The sequence below is a fragment of the Erythrobacter sp. MTPC3 genome (assembly GCF_042854385.1).
Lineage (GTDB): Bacteria > Pseudomonadota > Alphaproteobacteria > Sphingomonadales > Sphingomonadaceae > Erythrobacter.
This window is the reverse complement of record NZ_BTGP01000007.1, coordinates 19,952-42,200: the sequence shown is the minus strand read 5'-3', so window position 1 is coordinate 42,200 and position 22,249 is coordinate 19,952. Positions and strand designations below refer to the sequence as shown.

Genomic DNA, 22,249 nt, shown 5'->3' with positions numbered 1-22,249 from the left:
GCCGGTCGACACGGGAGAGAGAACCATGGCCACAATAGCCCCAGACGCCGCAGACCAGCAGCCGCAATGGCGCACATCGCCCACCGCACACGAGGCGCTGAAAGAGCATCTTGAGCAGCATCCGGGCGAACGACCCAGCCACCCTCACAAATGGGACGTAAGCCGGTCGGACATCTATTACGAGGATCGCTGGCAGCCGATTTTCAAAGAGATGCAGGATGCAGGCCCGCTGCACTTCATCCCTGACAGCCCGTTTGGCCCTTATTGGGCAGTGGTCGGTCACAAGGCGATCCAGCATATTGAGGCACTGCCAGAGACATTCTCTTCCAGCTGGGAATATGGCGGTATCACGATCCTTGAACGGCCCAAGGATGAAGATCTGGCGGAGGGTGAGGAACGGTTCGAACTGCCGATGTTCATCGCCATGGACCGCCCGCAGCATACCGGCCAGCGCCGCACCGTTGCACCAAAATTCACGCCCAGCGCGATGGCGGATATGGAAGCGGACATCCGCGCGCGCACCGGCGAATTGCTCGATTCCCTGCCTCGCGGTGAAACTTTCGACTGGGTCGACAAGGTTTCCATCGAACTGACCACCGGCATGCTCGCGCTGCTGTTCGATTTCCCTTGGGAAGACCGGCGACTGCTCACGTTCTGGTCGGATTGGTCTGGCGATACGGAGCTTGGCTCGATCCGCGAGCTGGACATGGTCCGGCGCGGCATTCTTCAAGAAATGGCTGCGTATTTCCAACAGCTGTGGGTCAAGAAAACCCATGAAGAGCCGGGCGATGATCTCATTTCGATGATGATCCATTCCGACGCCATGAACCAGATGAGCCCGCAGGAATTCATGGGCAATCTGGTGCTGCTGATTGTCGGCGGCAATGACACCACCCGCAACACGATGAGCGGGATTATACATTCGCTGGATAAATTTCCCGATCAGCGCAAACTGTTCGAAGAAAAGCCCGAACTCATCCCGAATGCGGTGCAGGAATGTCTGCGTTATCAGACACCGCTGGCGCATATGCGCCGCACCTGCACAGAAGATACCGAGGTGTTCGGCCAGACAATCAAAAAAGGCGACAAGGTCGTGCTCTGGTATCTCGGTGCAAACCGCGAGGAGAGCGTGTTCGAAAATCCGCACAAGCTCGACATTACGCGCGACAATGCGCGCCGCCATATCGCCTTTGGTTATGGCATTCACCGCTGTGTCGGTGCGCGTCTGGCAGAGCTGCAATTGCGCGTCCTGCTCGAAGAGATGCACAAACGCCGGATGCGTGTGCATGTGGCAGGCGATGTGGAGCGCGTGCGCGCAAACTTTGTGCATGGTTTCCGCAAGCTCGAAGTGGAAATCACCGAGTTCTAATTTCGCCGCCATTTCGCCTGTGCATTTGCTGCAGGTGAAACTTTTCGGCCGTTTCCGACGTAATTGAAGGTATAACAACCCCTTGATTGCGCAGGAATTGCACGCGATGAAATTTGGAAAATCGACCCGCCGCCGTTTTATCGGCACTGGCAGCGCCGCTGCGCTGTTGCCCCTTCTCGCAAGCTGCGGCGCAGAGCCAGCACAGGCGCGCGGCGACTTTCGTATCCGCAAAACCGAAGCGCAATGGCGACGTGAACTTACCAGCGGCCAGTTCCGCATCCTTCGGGAAGCGGGGACAGAGCGGGCATTCACCTCGCCGCTGAACAAGGAAAAACGCAAAGGCGTTTATAAATGCGCTGGCTGCGACAATCTGATCTATTCGTCCGCGCATAAATACGAAAGCGGCACGGGCTGGCCTGCTTTTTACCAGCCGATCGGCAGCGGCGCTGTCGGCACGTCAACCGATTACAAGATCGGCTACCCCCGGACAGAGGTGCATTGCGCGGATTGCGGCGGGCATCTGGGCCACATTTTCGGCGATGGCCCCCGCCCAACCGGCAAACGTCACTGTATCAACGGGCTCGCCATGACATTCGCGCCTGCGTAGCTTGCCACCACCATCGGCAATGACGGCAGCAGCGCCAGCGCAACCGCGATAAGGGCAAATGCGCGCGGCGCTGGATTGCGCATGGACCGGATAGAGCGGAACCAGCTGCGCGCCTGCCATGCCAGCGGAGGTGCTGCCAGCACGCATGCGACCGCACCGATTTGCCCGAGCAGCACCGATGCCGCCAGCGCAGCACCCAAGATGACCGCATAATCAAACCAGAATTTACGCAGCCATTGATGCGAACGGCTCGCCAGATTGATCGTGGCAATCAGTCCGATAAACGGGGTGATCGCATATTGCAGTCCCGGACCCGGCATCCACGACCAGATAGGACCGGCACCGGATGCAGCCGCGATTGAGGGCAGCCAATACGGCGCCGTGACCAGTGCAATTACGACGCCGCCAACGATGGCGAACGCAAATCCCACTGCGATCCGGCCTCTGGGCAATGGCTCCAGCTTAGCCAGAATAGTGAGCACAGCTGAACCCCAGGCCAAAATACCCAGATGGACGAAGCTGGCTGCAGCCAGCGGTGTGATCGCTTCACCCAGAGGCATGGCCAGAAACGTAAAAACTGCGCTGAAAACGGTAAAGGATTGGACGGCGGCGACAGCGACAAAACGTTCCTCGCGGTTTTGAAGCCAGCGCAAGCCAAGCAAGGCCGCGATCGCTGCTATAACGGGCCAGCTGTGAATGGATATCTCTAGCCACGCGGCAAGCGATCCACCGGCGATCCACCCGCCAAGCCGTGGCGTTCGCAGCATCATCCCGTTGATCGCGCCAAGCGCGCAGATCATCTGCCAGCCGTAAAAATCAAGCCGTGTCGGGGCAAGCTGCACCAGCACCGGCACGGAAATCGCAAGGATGAGTGCCGTCAGCGTCGCTTCCTCATCGCCCAGCAATTTCCATGAAACATGCGCCGACAAAAGCATCGCCGCGCCCAGTGTTAACAGCGGCATAAGAACCGATGATGCCGTGTGCGCGATTTGAGAGCCGAAGACGGGCGCCAGAATGAACGTCAAAATGCCCGGAGGCGCTTCGGCCAGGTCGAAACCCCGCTCAGCGCCCAGCACAGGTCCGCTAATCAGCGCGGCCCAATGGATCGTCAGCAAGAGCGCGCAAACAAACACCCAGACCGCGCCTACCCGCGTCAGGAGTTCGCCCGGCAAGGCAGTGCGGCGACGTTCGACCAGCATTTGTTCTTGCCCCCATTCCACTTGGCCCGAAACACTGTGCGCGGGCTTTGATATGGATCGGAGGATGAATTAAAATGGTTATCGCCGCGTAAACGCCGTTTCTGCGGCAGGATCGGCCATGGTCTCAGTCCTTTATGAGAGCTGGCGCCTGCATTCGCGCGGTCAATCTCGCAAAATCGCCAAGCGTGAGGGTATCGTCGAAGACAAGCCCGTAATGCGATCCCTGACGCCAGCGCACCTTGGCCCGAGCGCCCTTGTACTGATCGCTTTCAATCAGCAGCGACTGGTCCACGGAATAGTCGCTATCGCATTCGATCCGCGCGCCCTGCTGGGAGAGGTTTTCGACAATCGCATCCGATTTGCCGCTGATGCTGGTGATCGTGACGGGAAAGCATACCGATAGCCGCAGGCCCCGGGTTGGGTATTCGCCAGCTTCGTGGATCAGCTTTGCAATATCCACAGGCTCGCTGAACTCAAAGCCCGCCTCGTTATCGCGCTCCCATACAGGTGCGACATTGTAGGCCGCGCCGCCCGGCATGCTGAGTTGGAAAGCCTTGTCGCTTGGCAATGCGTGAAACAAGCGCATGCTTATGCCCGTTTCCGAAACATCGCGAATAACGCAGACGAATTCGCCTTGCAGGCTCACCAGTTTGGCGGCCCGGATCAAAAGCGTGAAGCGCGGTGCCGAACGCATTTCGCCAGCATCGAGGTCGTCAGCTTCGAAGCGTTGACCAATCGCGGTGTTATCCATGTCTGTGTTCCTGCCCCGGTTATGGTTCCGGTATGCGGCATGCGCCCTGAATTGTGCTTAAATCGACACTTCGGGTATTACGGGTGAGCAGGTTAAATTATGGTCAACGATCACGGTCGTCATAGCCAGGCATTTACTATGGTGCGGGTGGCGGGACTCGAACCCGCACGATCAAAGATCAGGGGATTTTAAGTCCCCGGCGTCTACCATTCCGCCACACCCGCACAGATCTCAACTCCGCGCGTCATCCCGATAGACAGAGCGGCGCGATGCGGCAACCGGCCTGCGTGCGCAATATGTGCGCGGTGCGCACGCCTGTTGAAAGAGCGCCCTGAAAGGCGCATCTGCTCTAGAGGCGGCTAAGCGAGACAGGTGGAAAAAAGCGATGGCAGGCGATCTGAACGATGCGCATTCGGTGGTGGCTACCATCCAGCCGGCGATCACGCTGCTTGGCCTTGGCATAGGGGCGGCGCTGGTCGCACGCGCGTGCAAGCTTAATCCCATCGTCGGTTATCTCGGCCTTGGCCTCGGCATTTCGGCGCTTGGCTTTGCGGACGGGTTCGAGGGTCCGGTGGTCGCTGCCATGGCGGAAGCCGGGGTGATGTTTCTGCTGTTCAACCTCGGCCTGCACTTTTCGCTGGGGCGGATTCGCGCAGAGGCCGGCAACATCTTCGGATTTGGCAGCCTGCAAATGCTGGTGGCAGGCGGCGGGTTCGCCGCGTTGTTCTGGATGATCGGATTGCCAACCGAATTCGCCATAATCGGCGGGTTTGCGATGGGGCTATCGTCGACCGCAGTAGTCATCGGCCTTGTGAGGGAGCGCGATCAGGCGGATTGCCCCGTGGGACGGGCGGCCCAATCGATCCTCATCTTTCAGGATATCGCCGCGATCCTTCTGCTGGTCGCAGCGGGTGCGCTGGGCACTGGCGGAGCGATCGCGGCCGCTTTGGGAATTGCCGGGGTGAAGGCTCTGGTAGCGTTCGGCATCGCCATCATTTTTGCACGGTATCTGACCGGGCCGATCTTTCGGCTGATCGCACGCGCGGGCAGCAGCGAAGTGTTTACCGCCACCGCTTTGTTCATCGCGCTCGCGGCGGGATGGGCTACGGGAATTGCGGGATTGTCGCTTACCCTCGGGGCGTTTCTGGGCGGCATGGCAGTGGCCGATTCGCGCTATCGCATTCTGGTGCAGACAGAGATTGAGGCGTTTCGCGGGCTATTCCTCAGCTTTTTCTTCATCTCGGTCGGGCTCAGCATCGATCCGGCTGTGATCGCGGATAACTGGATCACCGTAATTGTCGCAGCGGCGGGGCTGATTATCCTCAAATGCGTTTTCAACGTATTGGCAGGTCTCGCCAATCGTTGGTCGGTCCCCGGATCGATTCAGCTTGGATTTCTGCTCGGGCAGGGAAGCGAATTTGCGCTTGTCTTGTTCGCGATACCTGCGGTCGCAGGTCTGGTCGATGCAGAACCACTGGCGATTTTGGTGACCGCCATCGCGATCAGCATGGCGGTCACGCCGTTCATATCCAATGCCGGACGCAAGATCGCTGGGAAGCTGCGTTCCGGCCCTGCCGATGAAAAGCTTGAGGGCGATAATGCGCCGGTCATCGTGATTGGTCTGGGGCCATCAGGAAGGGCCGTCGCCGATGCTCTTAGCTTTAATAACATCGACTATCTTGCCGTCGAACCCAATCATGTGCGCTTTGAAGAGGCGATCGCGGACGGGTATCAAGCGCACCACGCCCATCCGGGCGATCCGCGCAGCTGGGATGCGCTGGGTATGGAGCGGCGCGAGGTTATCGTCATCGCGACCGGCAACATCGAATTGAGCCGAGAGCTCACTCCGTTGATTGAAGAGCGCCTGCCTGCCATGCACCGGATCGTCGCCCTGCCGTCTGAAGACGCGCGCGAGGAATTCGAGGAGCTGGGCCTCACGCCCATCGTCATGACCGGCGAAGAAGCGCAAGAGAGGTTGGTAGATGCGGTTTTCGCTGCCTTGGAAATAGAACGCGAAAGACCGCTTCCCGGACGTGTTTACGACGGGAGCGTTGCCCAAGCGGCCTGAGAAGGCGCGGCTGGCCTAGTCTTTATTGAGACGCAGGCGGATTTCCTTGCCCGCCTTGAAATAGGGAACCCGTTTAGCCGGGACCTCTACCGCTTCGCCAGTGCGCGGATTGCGCCCCGTGCGCGCCTCGCGTTCACGCGTTGAGAACGCGCCAAATCCGCGCAACTCCACACGTCCGCCTTCTGCCAGGCGTTCCGCAATTTCATCAAAGAAAATATCGAGCACCTGCTCGACTTCTTCCACTCGCAGTTCCGGATTATCGTTGTGCAGCGCCTGCAGCAATTCGGATCTGATCATCTTGATCTCCTGGCAATTCCGGCATCGCAGCGCCGTCGCCAATGGCAGCCTTAGCTGCTGTTACCCCCCACCATGTCCCGACCCGAAGACATGCTGAATTCAAACGATAATGCCAGAGAGATACCGTTCCCGCAAGCAACAGCCGAAAATTTCATAAAGCGCGATATGCAGAGGATTTATTCAGCGAATTTAATCGCTTGAGCCGCAAACGATCAGGTGCACTCGGCCAGTTCGGCCAGATCGAGCCCCAGCCGCTGCATTCTTGCACGGATTTCCGGCCATTCTTCACTCAGGAACTGCTCTTTTTCGCGGGCTCGCAAATGCTCCGCTGCGCCCTTCACGACATACATGCCAACGCCGCGCTGCACCTCAACCAGACCATCATTCTGGAACTGCTGGTATGCCTTCGCCACGGTCAGCGGATTGGCTCCCTGTTCAGCCGCCAGCGCGCGCACTGATGGTAGCATTTCGCCCTCGGCATAGTCGCCCTGGATGATGGCAGCCGCGATCTGATCGCGCAGTTTGAGATAGACGGGTCGGCTTTGGCTCATGGTTTCCTCACTCAGTGCTTCACTGCCATAATACACCGATGCGCGTCAAGGTTCCCCGATTGTGAAGCATAGCCGTAACAAAGGCTTCACAGGCCCGAAACAGACGCTAGTGTGCCGGACTTCAAAGCTCACGGGGGTGAGCCATAAAACAAATCAATACGGGATCTGCATTTAATGGGCGAGCTTAAGGATTTTGCGCTTTGGGGTTACGGCGACTGGGCGGCGGTCATCGCCGCAGCGGTGCTGGGCCTGTTTCTGATTGGCGGTGCATGGGCAGTTACCCGTCCGCAAGACGAAGTGCTGGGCCACCCCAAAGGCCTCTACATGCTGTTTTTCGCAGAGATGTGGGAGCGGTTTTCCTTTTACGGTATGCGCGCCCTGCTCACCTTGTATCTGGTGAAGCACTGGCTTTATTCCGATGGCAGCGCGAACCTGATCTACGGCGCGTATACCAGCCTTGTCTACATCACCCCGGTGCTGGGCGGGTGGCTTGCAGACCGGTATCTGGGGCAGCGCAAAGCGGTGCTGTTCGGGGCCGTATTGCTCACAGCCGGGCACTTTTTCATGGCGTTCGAGGGTGATGGCTCAGGCTATGACAGTGATCCCACCCTCAATGTTTTCTGGCTTGCCCTTGCGCTCATCATTGTGGGTTCGGGCTTCCTGAAGGCGAACATTTCTGTGATTGTCGGACAGCTTTATCCGCGCACCGATATTCGCCGCGATAGCGCTTACACGATCTTCTACATGGGCATTAATCTGGGCGCTGCGACCGGCGTTTTGATTGCCGCCTATCTGGGCGAAACGGTCAGCTGGGCGCTGGGCTTTGGTCTTGCCGGTGTCGGCATGTTGCTGGGCCTCGTGGTCTTCATCATCGGCAAGCCACTGCTTAAAGGTAAGGGCGAAGCGCCCAATCCGGCCAAGCTTAAAGAGAAGGTCGCGGGCCTCAACCTCGAATGGCTGCTATACGGCGTCGGCCTGCTGGGCGTGGCGGTGATCTGGTTCCTGATCCAGTATCAGTCCGCCGTGGGCTGGATCCTGCTCGCATCAGGCATCGCGCTACTGGCATATGTGCTGTTTGAGGCATTCAAGCTCGACAATGAAGCGCGCGACCGGGTGTTTGCGATGATCTTCCTCATCCTGCTCATGCCGCTGTTCTGGGGTCTGTTTGAGCAAGCGGGCGGATCGCTGAACCTGTTTACCGATCGCCATGTGGACAAGGGCGGCATCCCGACCACGTTCTTCCAATCGATCAACCCGATTTACATCATCCTGCTCGGCCCGCTTTTCGCAGGGCTTTGGCAGTGGATGGCGCGGCGCGGGATCGAACCATCGACGCCTGCAAAAATGGGCCTAGGCATCGTGCAGATGGGCCTTGCCTTCGTCGTGATGGTGTGGGGCGCTGAAAACTTTAGTGCGACAGGCGAAGCGGGCGCGCTGATGATGCCGGTGCTGTTCCTGTTCATCTTCTACTTGCTGTCGACCACGGGCGAGCTTTGCCTGTCCCCGGTCGGACTGTCGGCGATGAACCGGCTTTCGGCAAAGCACATGGCCAGCCTGATGATGGCGGCATTCTTCTTCGGCACGGCGGGCGGCAACTATGTCGCTGGTTTCATGGGCTCGCTCATGGGTGAAGGCGAAGGCGGCAACATGACCCGCGAAGGCGCATTGGAGGCATACTGGACGATGGGTCTGGTCGCAGTCGGTGTCGGTGTGGTCGTCATGGTCGTCAGCCCGCTGGTGAAGAAACTGATGCATCTCGACACGCTTACCGATGACACCGTCGACGACGATCTGCTCGGGCAGAACGAAGTCGGTGAGCCGCAGGCGGCAGGCATCCGTCCGGCGACGCGGCCGGCAGAGTAAACTTCAACCGATCTGAACCAACAGGGGAACAGGTGTGAATTCCAAAGTCTTGATTGCGGCGGCGAGTGCATTTGCGCTCGCCGGGTGTGCGACAACCGGCTCGGCTGGCACGGCAGGCGACAGTGCCAGTGTTGAAGAGGCCCCGCGCTTCGCAGCCAAGACAGAGGCAGAGGGACCGTTCCCCTCAACATATTCCGCCTATCCCGGCGTCGCGACCGCTCTGGTTGGGGCAACCGTGTTTGACGGTGCAGGCAATCGGATCGACGGCGGCACCGTGCTTTTTCGCGATGGCAAAGTTGTCGCAGTGGGCGGCAGCGATCTCTCGACCGAGGGTTACAGGGTCATCGACGGCACCGGCAAATTCGTAACGCCAGGCATCATCGACATCCATTCACACCTCGGCGACTATCCCAATCCTTCGGTGCAAGCGCACAATGACGGGAATGAAGCAACATCACCAACCACTCCCGATGTCTGGGCCGAACATTCGGTCTGGCCGCAGGACCCCGGATTCAGCCGGGCGATGGCCAATGGCGGCATCACCGCGCTGCAAATCCTGCCAGGTTCCGCCAACCTGATGGGCGGGCGCTCGGTAACTCTAAAGAACGTGCCGAGCCGCACGGTCCAAGGCATGAAATTCCCCGGCGCGCCCTACGGCTTCAAGATGGCCTGCGGTGAAAACCCGAAGCGCGTGTATGGCGGGCGCGGGCGCAAACCATCGACCCGCATGGGCAATTTCGCGGTCAACCGCCAGACTTGGTACGACGCGATCAATTACGCCAATGACGAAGATGCCAAACGGGATCTGGGCAAAGAGACGCTGAAAGGCGTGCTCGAAGGCGAAATCCTGGTCCACAATCACTGTTACCGCGCCGACGAAATGGCGCTGGTGATGGATATGGCGAAAGAGGTTGGCTACAAGGTGTCAGCGTTCCACCACGCAGTTGAAAGCTACAAGATCGGCGATCTGCTGCGCGAAAACGGCGTGTGCAGCGCAATCTGGGCCGACTGGTACGGTTTCAAGATGGAAGCGTATGACGGGATCATGGAAAACGCCGCATTGCTGCAACAAGCAGGCGCGTGCGTCGTGATCCACTCCGACAGCGAAAACGATATCCAGCGCCTGAATCAGGAAGCTGCCAAAGCGCAGGCTGCGGGCGCGCGGATGGGGATCGAGATCTCCGATGCGACGACGATCGGCTGGATCACCCTCAACGCGGCAAAGGCGATGGGGATCGACGACATGACCGGCAGCCTTGAGGAAGGCAAAATGGCCGATGTCGTACTGTGGAACGGCGATCCGCTCTCAGTGTATTCACGGCCCGAAAAGGTCTGGATCGATGGCGCTTTGATGTTCGACGCGATGGACCCGAAACGGCGTCCGGTGAGCGATTTCGAGCTGGGCCAGCCCGGTGAAGGAGATGTGAAATGAAGCGGATTCTGAACACCGCAATCCTCGGCGCGGCCAGCGCGCTGGCGCTTTCCGCTTTGCCCGCAGCCGCGCAGAACGTGGTGGTTGCAAACGCCACTGTGGTAACCGGCGATGGCAGCGAACCGGTCGAAAACGGCGTGGTCGTCGTTGAAAATGGCCGGGTCACCTATGCAGGCTCTGCCGATGGTCGTTCGTATCAGACGGACGTCATCATCGATGCGGAGGGCGCTTGGGTGACGCCTGGCCTGTTTGCGACGGTCACAACACTTGGCCTGGTCGATGTTGACGCTGTCAGCGAAAGCAATGACAGCCGCGCAGGCAGCTCTCCTTTCAGCGCGGCGCTCGATGTCGCCCCGGCGGTCAATCCCAGCTCGCAAAACATCATGATCCACCGCGCCGCAGGAATTACCCGCGCCGCGACCACGACCCTGCCATCGGCGTCGATCTTTGCCGGACAAGGGGCCATCATAGATCTGGACGCGGACAGCAATCCGATTGTGAAGGCACGCGCATTCCAGATGGTTGACCTTGGCGAAGGCGGCGCCAGTCGTGCCGGGGGAAGCAGGGCTGCGACCTATGCTTTGCTGCGCGCCGCTTTGCGGGAGGCACAGGCACTTACCGGCTCACGCGGTATCCCTCAGACCACCGAAATCGCGCAGGATGCAGAAGTGCTGCTAAGCCGTTTCGATGCCGAGGCGCTGAAGCCTGTCGTCGCCGGCACACAAAAACTGTATGTTGCCGTAGAACGCGCAGCAGATATTCGCAGCGTGCTCGCGCTTAAAAATGAATTCCCGAACCTCGATATGGTGCTTGTCGGAGTGAGCGAGGGCTGGCTCGTCGCGGACGAGATTGCCGCAGCCGGTGTACCTGCGCTTGCCGATCCGCTCGACGCGCTGCCGACCGGGTTCGACCAGCTGGCTGCAACGCAAAGCAATGTTGGCCGGATGAAACAGGCGGGCGTCAAAGTCGGCCTTAATACTGCCGGGATCGAAAATCCCCGCCGCCTTGCGCAGCAGGCTGGAAACCTGGTCGGGCTGGCCAAAATGCCGGGGGCAAGCGGGCTGACCTGGGGCGAAGCCTTTGCCTCGATCAGCTCGATCCCTGCCGATATCAGCGGAATGGGCGGACAGGCTGGCATTCTGGCGCAGGGCGCGCTGGGCGATGTGGTGATCTGGAACGGCGACCCGCTGGAGGTCACATCCGTGCCGACGCGCGTATTCATCGGCGGTGTCGAACAATCGCTCGGCAATCATCAGAGCCGCCTGCGCGATCGTTACAGGGATCTGGATGAAAGCGACCTTCCCAAAGCCTACGACTGGTAAAACGCACGCTGTTTCGTGTATCTATCGGGCGCGGCCTGCTGCGGCAACTGGCTGAATGCGGGCTGCGACTGGTGGGGGAGTTAAAACGTGGAACTGGTCAATCTGGTCGCTGCCAATATCGGTTTTGTGGGCACGCATTTTGCGATGTCACACCCGCTGCGGGCTGGCATTGTCTCTGCCATTGGAGAGACCGGGTTTCAGATCGCCTATTCGCTGGTCAGTTTCCTGATGCTGGCGTGGGTTTATTTTGCCTTCACAGCGGCGCCCGCCGGTGATCTTCCTGGCAGCGGCAATATCGGTTGGGCAATTGCCACCGCGCTAACGCTCCCCGCGATGGTCCTGCTGGTCGGATCGCTGTTCGGCAATCCCGCACTGCCCACCCCGATGGCAAAGGATCAGGCCCGCGCCGAACCGCGCGGCGTTTTCAAGATCACCCGGCATCCGATGATGTGGGGTGTTGGCCTGTGGGCGCTGTCCCACATCGTCATCCATGTCAGCTGGCGCACGACGATTACCGCCTTTGCCATGGGCATTCTCGCGCTGGCCGGTTCCAGGCTGCAAGATCGCAAGAAACAGGCATTGATGGGCGAGGCGTGGGCTGAATGGGAAAGCAAGACAAGTTACTGGCCGCGCTGGGGCGCCATGCTGCAAGCAGGCACGTTTGCGTGGGCAACGGGGCTGCTGCTGTTTTTCCTGCTCACGTGGCTGCACATCCCGGTTGGCGGGATAGAGGCGGGGCTGTGGCGCTGGTTCTGATACGCCTGCCGGACGGTCCTACTCGCCCTTGAACACGGCCTCGCGTTTTTCAATGAGCGCCGCGACACCTTCTGCGTGATCTTCGGTCATGTGCATCATGGCCTGGGTGTTGGCGGCCATTTCCAACGCGGTATCGTAATTGACCTGCGCGCCCTGTCGCAGCAGCATCTTCGATTGGCGCAGTGAGTGGGGCGGCATCTTGGCAATCTTTTGCGCCAAGGCATTCGCTTCTTCGATCAAGCTATCATCGGCGACCACACGGCTTACCAGACCCCAATCCTGCGCGGTCGCGGCATCGATGACATCGCCGGTGTAGAACAATTCGGCAGCGCGGCTCATCCCGATGACGCGCGGCAGGATCCATGTCCCGCCGTCGCCCGGAATGATGCCGAGTTTCAGGAAAGTCACACCGAATTTCGCCTTCTCGCTCGCGATGCGAATATCGGCAAGGCACGCCACATCGCAGCCCAGCCCGATGGCGGGCCCGTTGACCGCCGCGATCACCGGCACACGCAGCCCATGCAGTGCGCGCAGCATTTTATGGATATTGTCGCGGTATCCGTCAGAAATTGCTGGGGCAGAGCCGCCAAACGTGCCCGACTTGTCGCGCATAGCCTTGATATCGCCGCCCGCGCTAAAAGCACGCCCTGCGCCGGTCAGGATGACGCAGCGCACCTCCATATCGTGATTGATGGCGTCGCAGGCCCCGGCAAATTCATCTCCGTCGCCCGGGCTGCCTAGCGGGTTCATCGTTTCGGCGCGGTTGATCGTAAGAGTGCATACGGGGCCGGATCGGGAGACAGAAAGTAAGGTCATAACGGATTTGGAGCTTTCATTGGCAGAGGCATCAGCGTCGTTTGCAGGGAACGGAAAGGCACTCGGTCCATTTGTGGCTATATCATTGTTTTATTTTGTGCGGTCCCGGGAGGACAACCATGCCAGCGTTCCCGCTAACGGCCATAACATCGCCGCTTCTTATCGGCCAGATTCCAGCGGCCGAAGTTCCCATGCATGCCGAGCCGCCTATCCAGCAGGCAGCGCAGATCGCCCGCTTGCCGCGCAAAGAGCCGGCTGCATTCGGCCCGGTGATGTGGATCGACTGGTCTTTGGCCCAACAAGAACCGCAGATTGAAAGCCAGACTGCCGAGGGCGAGCCGGGTCAGGGGCAAACTGGTCAGGGCCAGACAGAGGGCGAAGAGCCTGAAGATGGAAATGTCATCATCGTGGAGGGCACGTATGGCCCGCCCGAAGGCGATCCGCTGGTTGAATTGAACGAGCAAGCGTTCGAGCTGACGCAGGATGTGGACCGCATTTTCGTGGAGCCGCTCGCCGACGCGTATGAAGATGGCTTGCCCAATGTGCTGCGCACGGGCCTGCGCAATGTCGTGCGCAATCTGGGGGAGCCGGTCAACGCGCTCAATTTCCTGTTGCAGCTTAAGATCGGCAAGGCGTTCGAAACGCTGGGCCGGTTCGGCATCAATTCCACCCTCGGCCTAGGCGGTTTGATCGACATGGCAGATAAGCCGGGTATTGGCCTGCCTTATCGCCGCAACGGGTTTGCCAACACGATGGGATATTACGGCGTCGGATCGGGACCATACATGGTCATTCCGCTCGCCGGATCGACATCCCTGCGCGATGTGATTGGCAGCACGCTGGACAATTCCCTGCTTCCGCTGGCGGTTGGAAAGCCGCTGAACAGCCCGGAGGTCGGCGTGCCGCTGTTCGTGGTAAGCCAGCTTCAGGCGCGGCTTGAAATTGATGAGAGGCTTGAGCGGGTGAACAGCTCGATCGATCCCTATGCCACCATGCGCGAAGGATACCTCGCCGAACGCGAAGCGGAGATCGAAGAATTTCGCGTTGGCTCCCCGCTACAGGGCATCCCCGATAGCGAGCGCAAACGCGAAAATCGCAACGACACCGAATATAGCGACGGTTTCGAGGATGAATTTCCAATCGACCTTGGTCCGGGCGCCGAGGGCGAGGCTGAGGACGAAGCAGGCGCTGCGCCGGATCCGGCCATGCTCTCGCTCTTCACCAAGCCAGAGCGTGTCCTCATCACATCTCAGCGGACTGCCCTTAACCTGGCAGGCGACGACCGCCACACTCGCTAGAAACGGCGCGATTTAGCCCTGTGATCAGGCGCGCGCCTCTTCGATACCTGACGAATTGTGCTTCAATGCCTTCAACACGGTGTCGACGATCTGCGGCGCGTTGAGGCCCGCCTCGTCATACTGCTTCTGCGGATCGTCGTGATCCTGGAAGGTATCGGGAAGGCGCATTGTGCGAACCTTCAGGCCGTTATCGGTCAACCCGTCATCGGTGGCGTAAGTCAGCACATGCGCGCCCAGCCCGCCAATCGCGCCCTCTTCCACCGTCACCACAACTTCGTGGGTGCGCATCAGCTTCGCGATAAGCTCTTCGTCGAGCGGCTTGGCAAAGCGCATGTCGGCAACAGTCGTCGAAAGCCCCTTGGCCTCCAGCGTGTCGGCAGCCTTTTTCGCCTCTTCAAGGCGTGCGCCCAGTGAAAGGATCGCCACTTTGGACCCTTCGCAGACGAGACGGCCCTTGCCAATCTCAAGCTTTTCCAGCTTGTCCGGCATCGAAACGCCGGTGCCTGATCCGCGCGGATAACGAAAGGCGATCGGCCCGTCATCATACTGCGCCGCCGTGTAGGTCATGTGCGCCAGCTCCGCTTCATCGGCGGCGGCCATCACGACCATGTTGGGCAGAGTTGCCAGATATGTGATGTCGAATGCGCCTGCATGGGTGCAGCCATCCGCGCCGACCAATCCTGCGCGGTCAATTGCGAAACGCACCGGCAGGTTCTGGATCGCGACGTCATGCACCACCTGGTCATACGCGCGCTGGAGGAATGTCGAGTAAATTGCCGCGAACGGGCGCATTCCCTGCGCGGCGAGGCCAGCAGCAAAAGTCACGCCGTGCTGTTCGGCAATGCCGACGTCAAAACTGCGTTCAGGGTGCGCCTGTGCAAAGCGGTCTACCCCGGTGCCCGAAGGCATCGCTGCGGTAATTGCACAAATGCGGCTGTCGGTCTCTGCCAGTTTCGCGAGCGTATCGCCAAAGACGTTCTGATACGCTGGCGGGCCGTCACTTGCGCCTTTTTTCTTCTCGCCTGTGACGACATTGAATTTGGGCACACCGTGATATTTGTCGGCGCTTTCCTCGGCGAATTTATAACCCTTCCCCTTGGTCGTGACGACGTGGATCAGGACCGGCCCTTCGGACGTGTCGCGCACATTTTCGAGGACTGGGATCAGGTGGTCGAGATTGTGCCCGTCGATTGGCCCGACATAATAAAAGCCCAGCTCTTCGAACAGCGTCCCGCCGGTCACCATGCCGCGCGTGTATTCTTCGGCCTTGCCAATCGCGTCGTGAACGCGGCGGCTCATTTTCCTGACTGCTTTGGATGCAAGGCTGCGCAGGCCGAGATATTCGCTCGATGACACCATCCGCGCCAGATACGCGGACAGCCCGCCAACCGGCGGCGCAATCGACATATCGTTATCGTTAAGGATCACGACCAGCCGGTTGCCCGCCTGCGCCGCATTGTTCATCGCCTCATACGCCATGCCTGCGCTCATTGCGCCGTCGCCGATCACGGCAATGCCGCGGCCCGGCTTGTCATTCAGCTTGTTCGCCATGGCAAAGCCGAGCGCCGCTGAAATCGAGGTGGAGGAGTGCGCCGCGCCGAACGGATCGTATTCGCTTTCGCTCCGCTTGGTAAAACCGGACAGGCCGCCGCCCTGACGCAGAGTGCGGATGCGGTCGCGCCGGCCGGTCAGGATCTTGTGCGGATAGCATTGGTGCCCGACATCCCAGATCAATTTGTCGTCCGGCGTGTTGAAAACGTAGTGGATCGCCACGGTCAGTTCGACCACGCCAAGGCCGGAACCCAGATGGCCGCCGGATGTGCTAACCGCGTCGATCATTTCGGCGCGCAGTTCATCGGCAAGTTGGCGGAGCTTTTCAGGAGGAAGCTGGCGAAGCTCGTCCGGCGTTGGCACGGTGTCGAGCAATGGTGTTTGAGGCGACTGATTCATGACAAGTGGCTCTACACTCTCGAACCCAAACTGTCGATGAACGGTTTGCCGCTAGAAATACACGGCCTGCCGTCACGCTGACCATTTACACCGAAGTTCGGCACGTCAAACACCCGTTAAACAGCGTTCAGGCGCAGGCCCGGCATAGTCCGCGAATCTCCAGCACCGGGCGTTCGGGTTTGAACCCGCGATCGTTGGCGAGCCCCCGCACCGTTTTGCTGACAGCCTCGTCATCAATATGCGTTGCCTCACCGCATTCATCGCAAACCAGAAAGATGCAGTCGTGCTGGCAGCCCGGATGGGTGTTTGCGAGATAGGCGTTGGAGCTTTCGACCCGCAAAGCGAGGTTGTTGGCCACAAACAGGTCAAGAATGCGGTAAACACTGTTGGGCGCAACCCGCTTGCCCCGCGCCCGCGACAGGTTGTCGGCGATGTCGTAGGCGGAAACGGGGCGTTCATGCTGGGCAAGCTCTGAAAACACGGTCTCGCGCATACCGGTCCATTGCTCACCCGAAGACGTCAGCGCCTCTCGCGCCGCCTCGAGCAGGGTTTCGCCGGAATGTTCGAGATGCGCGTGATCGTGAGCCATGGATGCAGATATAGGCGCGGATCGCCGCTGCGCCAAGGTGGCGGGTGCGCTGGCCCGGTTAAGTGTTGTCGCGCAGAAAAGCGGGCCGGTAATCGCCCGGGAACATCGCTTTCAAAGCGCGAACCTTGGGCGCGTCCCAGCGCGTGATGTACGAATGCCGCGGGTTCTTCGCCATAAAGTCCTGATGGTATTTTTCGGCTGTGTAGAATTTGCGGTGCTTTTCGATTTTCGTGACGATCGGGCGGTTCCAGACACCGGATGCTTCCATCTGGGCAAGATACGCCTTGGCCACAGCGCTTTGTTCGGCGTTCATCGGCACCAATGCGCTGCGGTAATGCGCGCCAACATCCGGGCCCTGACGGTTTTTGAGCGTCGGGTCCGCGACAACCGAAAAGAAGATGCGGAGCAGCTCGTCATACCGGACAACATACGGATCATAGGTGATCATCACAGCTTCGGCGTGATTGGTGCCGCCTGATACGATGCGGCTGTAACTCGCCGTGCCCGCTGCGCCGCCGTGAAAACCGGAGACGGCCGATTTTACACCTTCGACATGACTGAACACGCCCTCCACGCCCCAAAAACATCCGCCAGCAAAGATCGCGGTTTTCAGGCCGGTGCCTTCTTTCGCGATGCGATTTGGCGCAGGTGCGTTAACAGGTTCATCCAGCGCAAGTGCGGGAGAGGAGCACGCGCTGAGCGCGAGCGATCCTGCCGCAATGCCGAGCGCAAGGGCGCGTTTCATCCGGCCCGCCATCATTGTGCGATTGTCCAGAAATCATTCGCGGGCTGGGGCATTTCAAACGCCGCTGCTGCATTCGCCGGAGGGGAGAGTGCATCGCTGACTACATCGGCATTTGCCGCGCCCAACAAAAAGGCTCCGCCAAGGAAACCGATGGCAAAGTTGCGGTAGAGGTCGGGGGAGAAGAGGGACATATGTTTTCTCTGTTTGCGTGGTCTGACAGGCTGCGATCCGCATTGCTCCGCGCCGAATTGCGCGAAAATGAACGGAGCGCCTGTGAGACAATTCGTTACATTGCGGTGATTGGTTACAGCTACGCAGCCGCAGCTTACGCCGCGCTTAAGCTGTCGATGAAACGGGGCATGATAGCGGTAAGCTGAGCGGATACTCGCATTTTGCCGCGTCTGGCGGACCAACGATCAGTGGCGGAAGTGACGCATTCCGGTGAAGACCATTGCAAGTCCGGCTTCGTTGGCGGCGGCGATCACTTCGTCGTCGCGGATTGATCCGCCCGGCTGGATTACAGCCGTTGCGCCAGCTTCAGCCGCGGATATCAACCCATCTGCAAACGGGAAGAAAGCGTCCGATGCCACTGCGCTGCCAACTGTGCGCGGGGAAGACCATTCGTACGTTTCGGCGGCTTCTTTCGCCTTGATCGCGGCGATCCGTGCGGAATCGCGGCGGTTCATCTGACCTGCACCGATCCCTGCGGTCGCTCCGTCCTTGGCATAAACTATCGCGTTCGATTTGACGTGCCGGGCGACGGTCCACGCGAACAGGCAGTCTTTCAATTCCTGCTCGGTCGGCGCGCGCTCGGTTACGACTTGCAGATCATCCAGCGTCACAGCGCCATTGTCGCGGCCCTGGATCAGCATTCCGCCCGCAATCGTCTTCATCGCAAACCCGCCGCGGCGCGGATCGGGCAGACCGCCTGTTTCGAGCAAGCGGAGATTTTTCTTCTTTGCGAATATCTCGCGCGCCTCGGCACTGACTTTCGGGGCGATCACCACCTCGGTGAAGATGCTGGCGATTGCTTCGGCCGTTGCGCCGTCCAGCTCGGTATTGACCGCAACGATGCCGCCAAACGCCGAAACGCTGTCGCATTGCAGCGCGTCGTTCCATGCATCCAGCAGCGATCCTCCCTGCGCCACGCCGCATGGATTGGCGTGTTTGACGATAACGACCGCCGGGTCTTGGCCGGCAAACTCTGCCGCAAGTTCCAACGCCGCATCGGCATCGTTCAGATTGTTGTAGCTAAGCGCCTTGCCCTGCAATTGCTCGGCCTGCGGAACGCCCGATGTGCCCGCGACCTGCGGTACATAGATCGCTGCAGACTGATGCGGATTTTCGCCGTAACGCAGTTCATCTGCACGCTTGAACGCGAGCGGCATTGTTTCGGTGAAGGGTGTCGCGTGCAGCGCCTCGGTCCCCAGCGGGTTGGTGAACGCATCGCCAAAAGCGAACCAGTTGGCAATCGCCGCATCATAGGCAGCGGTGCGCGCATAGGCCTTGCCCGCCATGCGAATGCGGAAGGCGTCGGAAGTCGCGCCGTCATTCGCGTCCAGCTCGCTCAGCAATTCGGCGTAATCCGCCGCGTCGGTCATGATCGTGACGAAACCGTGGTTCTTCGCCGCAGAGCGCACCATGCTGGGTCCGCCAATATCGATATTCTCGATGATTTCGGCCCGCGAAGCCCCTTTCGCCACGGTTGCCTCGAACGGGTAGAGGTTGACCACAACAAGGTCGATGGCACCGATGTCATGCTCTTTCATCGCGGCGACATGCTCATCGTTGTCGCGCAGCGCCAGCAGGCCGCCATGCACCGAGGGATGCAGCGTCTTGACCCGGCCATCCATCATTTCAGGGAAGCCGGTGAGGTCTGACACATCGCGCACGTCCAGCCCCGCCTCGCGCAGCGTGCGCGCCGTGCCGCCCGTGCTGACCAGTTCTACGCCGCGCGCGGCAAGGGCGCTGCCTAGTTCTGCCAGACCGCTTTTATCGGACACCGATAGCAGTGCCCGTTTGATTTTCGCAGGCGCCATGTCGCCATTACCCCATTTTCTTGAGCAGCCAGGAGAATTGTCCCCCGCCGCGTGATGTCAAACCTTCGATCACCAATTGCTCTGTCGGGTGCGGGCGGCCATCGCCATCGACCCACAGGCTGTCTTCACAGCTGAGCACGGCATCGCCTGCCTCGTTTCTCAGCCGGAACTGCCACAATCCGCCGCATGGCAGCAGCAGGCTCGCGCCGCGCCCATCTTCGGAAATGTGTGCCTCTACCCCGCGTCCCAGATGGAACCGGATGGCAAAGCCGATTTTGCCGCGCTTACCCTTGCGAGAGACCGGTAGCAGAATGTCTTCGCCCGCCAGTTCGCTGCCGTCACCGCGCAGTGAGAGGATGCGGCTGTGCGTCAGGCCAAATCGCGCTCCGTATCCGTCGTGGCTCGCCTCAACCCGCGTTGCCTCGCCGCCGTTTTTGCGGATGACCTGCCGTTCAACCTCGACGTTTTCAGCGCCTCTGCCCAGCTTGCCGTGCAGCAGGACAGCGGTGGAATTGGCATTGTCAAGCGTCAGGGTCGAATGGGCGGCGGTTGCGCGCAGTCCCTGCCCGATCCGCGCTGGAACCTGCCCGCCAGCGAGCGCCGATCCGCCGCAATTTACAATTAGCCGCGATGGCCCGTCGGACATTTCAAACGCGAGTGTCGATGCGCAGCCCGTCCGCGCATGGCGTGCACGCGGCGGCGGAGCGGCATCGAACTGCACCACAGTCTTGCCGCCGCGAAGCCGCTGAAAACCCCAGTGCTGCACATCTTTAAGTGGCCGCGTGCGCACGCCCGTCGCTTCGATCAGGGCCGCAACCCGGTCTGCGCGAACGGCCCCTTGTCCCTGCCAATTGCCGAGTGCGCCGTCGCCGTGGCGCAGTGACAGCAGCGGCGGAACCAGCAATTCGCGCATGACATACAGCGCCTCTGGCGGCTCATGACCGGCCGCGTCATAGCAGGCCAGCAGATCGGTCAGCACCGCGATGGCCTGCATCTGCGCCTCGGGACAGCGGGACAGGACGCCGCCATCCTCGCCCACCAGATCGCCGAGCGAACGGATGAGCGCCGCCTCTCCGTAAAGTCTGCGCGGCTTACCCTCCGGCAGCAGCAGTCCCGCTGCGGTAACCGCGGCAAGGCCGGAAATCTGTCCGAGCCCGGCACCAGCGCGCAGCGCACGGCGATCCAGCCACAATGCCGTCTCGGAAATCGCGGCCAGCATTTTCGGTTTGAGCGAGGCATCCTGACCGCTGAGGACGAGCGGCGCATGGACCAGCCATGCGAGCAGGCGCAGTCCGGCATTTTCCGCTTCCCACGCAGCACCTTTGCCCGGCACCGAATTGGCGGCGAGCCACTGCGCGGTGATCCGCTCTGCCACCGCCACGCAATCGGCGCGCGGGGCACTGGCGGCAAGATCATACAGCCATGAAAAACTGTGCAAGGCGCGCTCAATCCCCGGCGCAAGACGCGCATTGGGATCAAAATCGATCTGGCCGATTGGCTGTTTGACGCCATGGATCAGGAAATGGCCCGCCCTCAGCGCGGTGCCCGCCGCGCGGTCGCCTGTGACAGGGCTTTCTACCGTGGCCAGCACACGCATCGCAGTGGGGCGGCGGAATGGCGCAGCCAAAGCGTGGCCAGGCACGCCCATCTTGTAAGCCAGCCGGATCAACGCCTCGCCCGGCCGAGTGCGCGGCGCGATAACATCGGTCAGCGCCAGCGCGCGCGACGTTTCGACATTGTCGTTGGCGCGCCCCTCGGCTTCGTCGTCGAATGCAGATGCCTCGCCATGCGGGCGAGCAAATGCCTGATCGTCGCCGCTGCCAGTCAGGGGTAAAGCGCCCTGATCCGGCGCATCCGCCACGCCTAGATTGCCTGCAGCCTGCTCCTCATCCGTTTCGCGAAACAGGCTCGCCATTATGTCGTCCCTTTAAGCGCGGCGATATTGGCCGCGTAATGATCAGGCCCGCCCTTGAAAGTGGCCGATCCGGCGACCAGCACGTCGGCACCGGCGGCAACGCATTGTTTCGCGGTATCCGGGTTCACGCCGCCATCCACCTGAAGATGGATCGGGCGTCCCTCTGCCTCGATCATGGATCGGATGCGCCGCACCTTATCCAGCTGCGAAGGGATAAAGCTTTGCCCGCCAAAGCCGGGATTGACGCTCATCACCAGCACCAGATCGACGAGGTCCATCAGGTTATCCAGCGCCTCGACAGGTGTGCCGGGGTTCAGCACTACGCCCGCTTTCTTGCCTAGCGTACGGATCGCCTGAAGCGTGCGGTGAATGTGCGGGCCAGCCTCTGGATGGACGGTGATGATATCCGCACCCGCCTCGGCAAAGGCTTCAAGGTAGGGATCGACCGGCGCGATCATCAGGTGCACGTCAAACGGCTTGTCCGTGTGTGGCCGCAACGCCTTCACCACGTCAGGGCCGATGGTGATATTGGGCACGTAATGCCCGTCCATCACATCGATATGCACCCAATCGGCACCGGCGGCGTCTATCGCGCCCACCTCTTCGCCGAGCCGCGCAAAGTCGGCTGACAGGATCGAGGGGGATATCAATGGTGTCGGCATGGCTGGTGACGCGCCCTTCC

The 22,249-nt window shown here is 60.4% G+C and carries 21 protein-coding genes and 1 tRNA gene; 9 read left to right on the top strand and 13 right to left on the bottom strand.

Features of this window, described 5'->3' with window-relative positions:
* Positions 1 to 25 precede the first annotated feature (25 nt).
* Positions 26 to 1,369 carry a cytochrome P450 gene (locus tag ACGHU1_RS10635; RefSeq protein ID WP_390586702.1) on the top strand — a complete coding sequence of 448 codons (1,344 nt, stop codon included), beginning with the start codon at positions 26 to 28 and terminating at the stop codon, positions 1,367 to 1,369.
* Between the two features lie 106 nt (positions 1,370 to 1,475).
* Complete coding sequence (gene msrB, locus ACGHU1_RS10630; RefSeq protein ID WP_390586700.1) at positions 1,476 to 1,976, top strand: peptide-methionine (R)-S-oxide reductase MsrB; 501 nt, start codon at positions 1,476 to 1,478, stop codon at positions 1,974 to 1,976.
* Here the strand turns inward: msrB and ACGHU1_RS10625 are convergent.
* From ACGHU1_RS10625 to ACGHU1_RS10615, 3 genes are all read right to left on the bottom strand, one after another.
* A complete protein-coding gene (locus ACGHU1_RS10625) occupies positions 1,934 to 3,175 on the bottom strand; it encodes a hypothetical protein (protein ID WP_390586697.1) in 1,242 nt (413 codons plus the stop codon). The genes msrB and ACGHU1_RS10625 overlap by 43 nt on opposite strands.
* A 124-nt stretch (positions 3,176 to 3,299) precedes the next feature.
* Positions 3,300 to 3,926: a PilZ domain-containing protein gene (locus ACGHU1_RS10620; RefSeq protein ID WP_390586695.1), complete on the bottom strand. Its 627-nt coding sequence runs from the start codon at positions 3,924 to 3,926 to the stop codon at positions 3,300 to 3,302.
* 139 nt (positions 3,927 to 4,065) lie between these two features.
* Positions 4,066 to 4,150 (bottom strand) — tRNA-Leu (locus tag ACGHU1_RS10615).
* Positions 4,151 to 4,311: 161 nt separating this feature from the next.
* Between ACGHU1_RS10615 and ACGHU1_RS10610 the strand changes: the two genes are divergently transcribed.
* Positions 4,312 to 5,994, top strand: coding sequence for a cation:proton antiporter (locus ACGHU1_RS10610; protein ID WP_390586693.1), 1,683 nt, complete (start codon positions 4,312 to 4,314; stop codon positions 5,992 to 5,994).
* Positions 5,995 to 6,009: 15 nt separating this feature from the next.
* Here ACGHU1_RS10610 and ACGHU1_RS10605 read toward each other — a convergent pair whose 3' ends face one another.
* A complete protein-coding gene (locus ACGHU1_RS10605) occupies positions 6,010 to 6,291 on the bottom strand; it encodes an integration host factor subunit beta (protein WP_390587032.1) in 282 nt (93 codons plus the stop codon).
* Between the two features lie 212 nt (positions 6,292 to 6,503).
* The gene (locus tag ACGHU1_RS10600; RefSeq protein WP_390586691.1) at positions 6,504 to 6,842 is read right to left on the bottom strand and encodes a GntR family transcriptional regulator; all 339 of its coding nucleotides are present in this window, start codon (positions 6,840 to 6,842) and stop codon (positions 6,504 to 6,506) included.
* Between the two features lie 174 nt (positions 6,843 to 7,016).
* Here ACGHU1_RS10600 and ACGHU1_RS10595 point away from each other — a divergent pair, with 174 nt between their 5' ends.
* The 4 genes from ACGHU1_RS10595 to ACGHU1_RS10580 all read left to right on the top strand — a co-directional run bounded on the left by ACGHU1_RS10595 (position 7,017) and on the right by ACGHU1_RS10580 (position 12,215).
* Complete coding sequence (locus ACGHU1_RS10595; protein WP_390586688.1) at positions 7,017 to 8,705, top strand: peptide MFS transporter; 1,689 nt, start codon at positions 7,017 to 7,019, stop codon at positions 8,703 to 8,705.
* 34 nt (positions 8,706 to 8,739) lie between these two features.
* On the top strand, positions 8,740 to 10,137 hold the full coding sequence (locus ACGHU1_RS10590; RefSeq protein WP_390586687.1) for an amidohydrolase: 1,398 nt from the start codon (positions 8,740 to 8,742) through the stop codon (positions 10,135 to 10,137).
* Positions 10,134 to 11,459 (top strand): amidohydrolase, encoded by a 1,326-nt coding sequence (locus ACGHU1_RS10585; RefSeq protein WP_390586685.1) that lies wholly within the window; start codon positions 10,134 to 10,136, stop codon positions 11,457 to 11,459. The genes ACGHU1_RS10590 and ACGHU1_RS10585 overlap by 4 nt, the downstream gene beginning before the upstream one ends.
* An 87-nt stretch (positions 11,460 to 11,546) precedes the next feature.
* Positions 11,547 to 12,215: an NnrU family protein gene (locus ACGHU1_RS10580; RefSeq protein ID WP_390586682.1), complete on the top strand. Its 669-nt coding sequence runs from the start codon at positions 11,547 to 11,549 to the stop codon at positions 12,213 to 12,215.
* Positions 12,216 to 12,233: 18 nt separating this feature from the next.
* On the opposite strand, the gene ACGHU1_RS10575 is transcribed toward ACGHU1_RS10580, so the two are convergent.
* On the bottom strand, positions 12,234 to 13,031 hold the full coding sequence (locus tag ACGHU1_RS10575) for a crotonase/enoyl-CoA hydratase family protein (protein ID WP_390586679.1): 798 nt from the start codon (positions 13,029 to 13,031) through the stop codon (positions 12,234 to 12,236).
* Positions 13,032 to 13,150: 119 nt separating this feature from the next.
* On the opposite strand from ACGHU1_RS10575, the gene ACGHU1_RS10570 reads away from it, so the two are divergent.
* Positions 13,151 to 14,329 carry a VacJ family lipoprotein gene (locus ACGHU1_RS10570; RefSeq protein WP_390586677.1) on the top strand — a complete coding sequence of 393 codons (1,179 nt, stop codon included), beginning with the start codon at positions 13,151 to 13,153 and terminating at the stop codon, positions 14,327 to 14,329.
* Positions 14,330 to 14,353: 24 nt separating this feature from the next.
* Here the strand turns inward: ACGHU1_RS10570 and dxs are convergent, their stop codons facing one another.
* The 4 genes from dxs to ACGHU1_RS10550 all read right to left on the bottom strand — a co-directional run bounded on the left by dxs (position 14,354) and on the right by ACGHU1_RS10550 (position 17,804).
* Positions 14,354 to 16,279: a 1-deoxy-D-xylulose-5-phosphate synthase gene (dxs, locus tag ACGHU1_RS10565; protein ID WP_390586676.1), complete on the bottom strand. Its 1,926-nt coding sequence runs from the start codon at positions 16,277 to 16,279 to the stop codon at positions 14,354 to 14,356.
* 127 nt (positions 16,280 to 16,406) lie between these two features.
* Positions 16,407 to 16,868: a Fur family transcriptional regulator gene (locus ACGHU1_RS10560; RefSeq protein WP_390586674.1), complete on the bottom strand. Its 462-nt coding sequence runs from the start codon at positions 16,866 to 16,868 to the stop codon at positions 16,407 to 16,409.
* A gap of 58 nt (positions 16,869 to 16,926) precedes the next feature.
* Positions 16,927 to 17,613, bottom strand: a complete 687-nt coding sequence (msrA, locus tag ACGHU1_RS10555; protein ID WP_390586671.1) for a peptide-methionine (S)-S-oxide reductase MsrA — start codon at positions 17,611 to 17,613, stop codon at positions 16,927 to 16,929.
* An 11-nt stretch (positions 17,614 to 17,624) separates the two neighbouring features.
* Positions 17,625 to 17,804: a hypothetical protein gene (locus tag ACGHU1_RS10550; RefSeq protein WP_390586669.1), complete on the bottom strand. Its 180-nt coding sequence runs from the start codon at positions 17,802 to 17,804 to the stop codon at positions 17,625 to 17,627.
* On the opposite strand from ACGHU1_RS10550, the gene ACGHU1_RS10545 reads away from it, so the two are divergent.
* Positions 17,805 to 17,990, top strand: a complete 186-nt coding sequence (locus tag ACGHU1_RS10545; protein ID WP_390586666.1) for a hypothetical protein — start codon at positions 17,805 to 17,807, stop codon at positions 17,988 to 17,990. It abuts the gene before it with no gap.
* Between the two features lie 39 nt (positions 17,991 to 18,029).
* On the opposite strand, the gene purH is transcribed toward ACGHU1_RS10545, so the two are convergent.
* Genes purH through rpe form a run of 3 tightly spaced genes read right to left on the bottom strand, consistent with a single transcriptional unit; the run spans position 18,030 to position 22,229 of the window.
* On the bottom strand, positions 18,030 to 19,652 hold the full coding sequence (gene purH, locus ACGHU1_RS10540) for a bifunctional phosphoribosylaminoimidazolecarboxamide formyltransferase/IMP cyclohydrolase (RefSeq protein ID WP_390586664.1): 1,623 nt from the start codon (positions 19,650 to 19,652) through the stop codon (positions 18,030 to 18,032).
* A gap of 7 nt (positions 19,653 to 19,659) precedes the next feature.
* On the bottom strand, positions 19,660 to 21,567 hold the full coding sequence (locus tag ACGHU1_RS10535; RefSeq protein WP_390586662.1) for a heparinase II/III family protein: 1,908 nt from the start codon (positions 21,565 to 21,567) through the stop codon (positions 19,660 to 19,662).
* Entirely contained in the window at positions 21,567 to 22,229 is a 663-nt protein-coding gene (gene rpe, locus ACGHU1_RS10530) for a ribulose-phosphate 3-epimerase (RefSeq protein ID WP_390586661.1), read from the bottom strand. The genes ACGHU1_RS10535 and rpe overlap by 1 nt, the downstream gene beginning before the upstream one ends.
* Positions 22,230 to 22,249 lie beyond the last annotated feature (20 nt).

Excerpts from the sequence above, each read along its gene's own strand:
- ACGHU1_RS10635 (WP_390586702.1), top strand. The coding sequence starts at position 26 with ATGGCCACAATAGCCCCAGACGCCGCAGACCAGCAGCCGCAATGGCGC.
- msrB (WP_390586700.1), top strand. The coding sequence starts at position 1,476 with ATGAAATTTGGAAAATCGACCCGCCGCCGTTTTATCGGCACTGGCAGC.
- ACGHU1_RS10625 (WP_390586697.1), bottom strand. The coding sequence starts at position 3,175 with ATGCTGGTCGAACGTCGCCGCACTGCCTTGCCGGGCGAACTCCTGACG.
- ACGHU1_RS10620 (WP_390586695.1), bottom strand. The coding sequence starts at position 3,926 with ATGGATAACACCGCGATTGGTCAACGCTTCGAAGCTGACGACCTCGAT.
- ACGHU1_RS10610 (WP_390586693.1), top strand. The coding sequence starts at position 4,312 with ATGGCAGGCGATCTGAACGATGCGCATTCGGTGGTGGCTACCATCCAG.
- ACGHU1_RS10605 (WP_390587032.1), bottom strand. The coding sequence starts at position 6,291 with ATGATCAGATCCGAATTGCTGCAGGCGCTGCACAACGATAATCCGGAA.
- ACGHU1_RS10600 (WP_390586691.1), bottom strand. The coding sequence starts at position 6,842 with ATGAGCCAAAGCCGACCCGTCTATCTCAAACTGCGCGATCAGATCGCG.
- ACGHU1_RS10595 (WP_390586688.1), top strand. The coding sequence starts at position 7,017 with ATGGGCGAGCTTAAGGATTTTGCGCTTTGGGGTTACGGCGACTGGGCG.
- ACGHU1_RS10585 (WP_390586685.1), top strand. The coding sequence starts at position 10,134 with ATGAAGCGGATTCTGAACACCGCAATCCTCGGCGCGGCCAGCGCGCTG.
- ACGHU1_RS10575 (WP_390586679.1), bottom strand. The coding sequence starts at position 13,031 with ATGACCTTACTTTCTGTCTCCCGATCCGGCCCCGTATGCACTCTTACG.
- ACGHU1_RS10570 (WP_390586677.1), top strand. The coding sequence starts at position 13,151 with ATGCCAGCGTTCCCGCTAACGGCCATAACATCGCCGCTTCTTATCGGC.
- dxs (WP_390586676.1), bottom strand. The coding sequence starts at position 16,279 with ATGAATCAGTCGCCTCAAACACCATTGCTCGACACCGTGCCAACGCCG.
- ACGHU1_RS10560 (WP_390586674.1), bottom strand. The coding sequence starts at position 16,868 with ATGGCTCACGATCACGCGCATCTCGAACATTCCGGCGAAACCCTGCTC.
- msrA (WP_390586671.1), bottom strand. The coding sequence starts at position 17,613 with ATGAAACGCGCCCTTGCGCTCGGCATTGCGGCAGGATCGCTCGCGCTC.
- ACGHU1_RS10550 (WP_390586669.1), bottom strand. The coding sequence starts at position 17,804 with ATGTCCCTCTTCTCCCCCGACCTCTACCGCAACTTTGCCATCGGTTTC.
- ACGHU1_RS10545 (WP_390586666.1), top strand. The coding sequence starts at position 17,805 with ATGTTTTCTCTGTTTGCGTGGTCTGACAGGCTGCGATCCGCATTGCTC.
- purH (WP_390586664.1), bottom strand. The coding sequence starts at position 19,652 with ATGGCGCCTGCGAAAATCAAACGGGCACTGCTATCGGTGTCCGATAAA.
- ACGHU1_RS10535 (WP_390586662.1), bottom strand. The coding sequence starts at position 21,567 with ATGGCGAGCCTGTTTCGCGAAACGGATGAGGAGCAGGCTGCAGGCAAT.
- rpe (WP_390586661.1), bottom strand. The coding sequence starts at position 22,229 with ATGCCGACACCATTGATATCCCCCTCGATCCTGTCAGCCGACTTTGCG.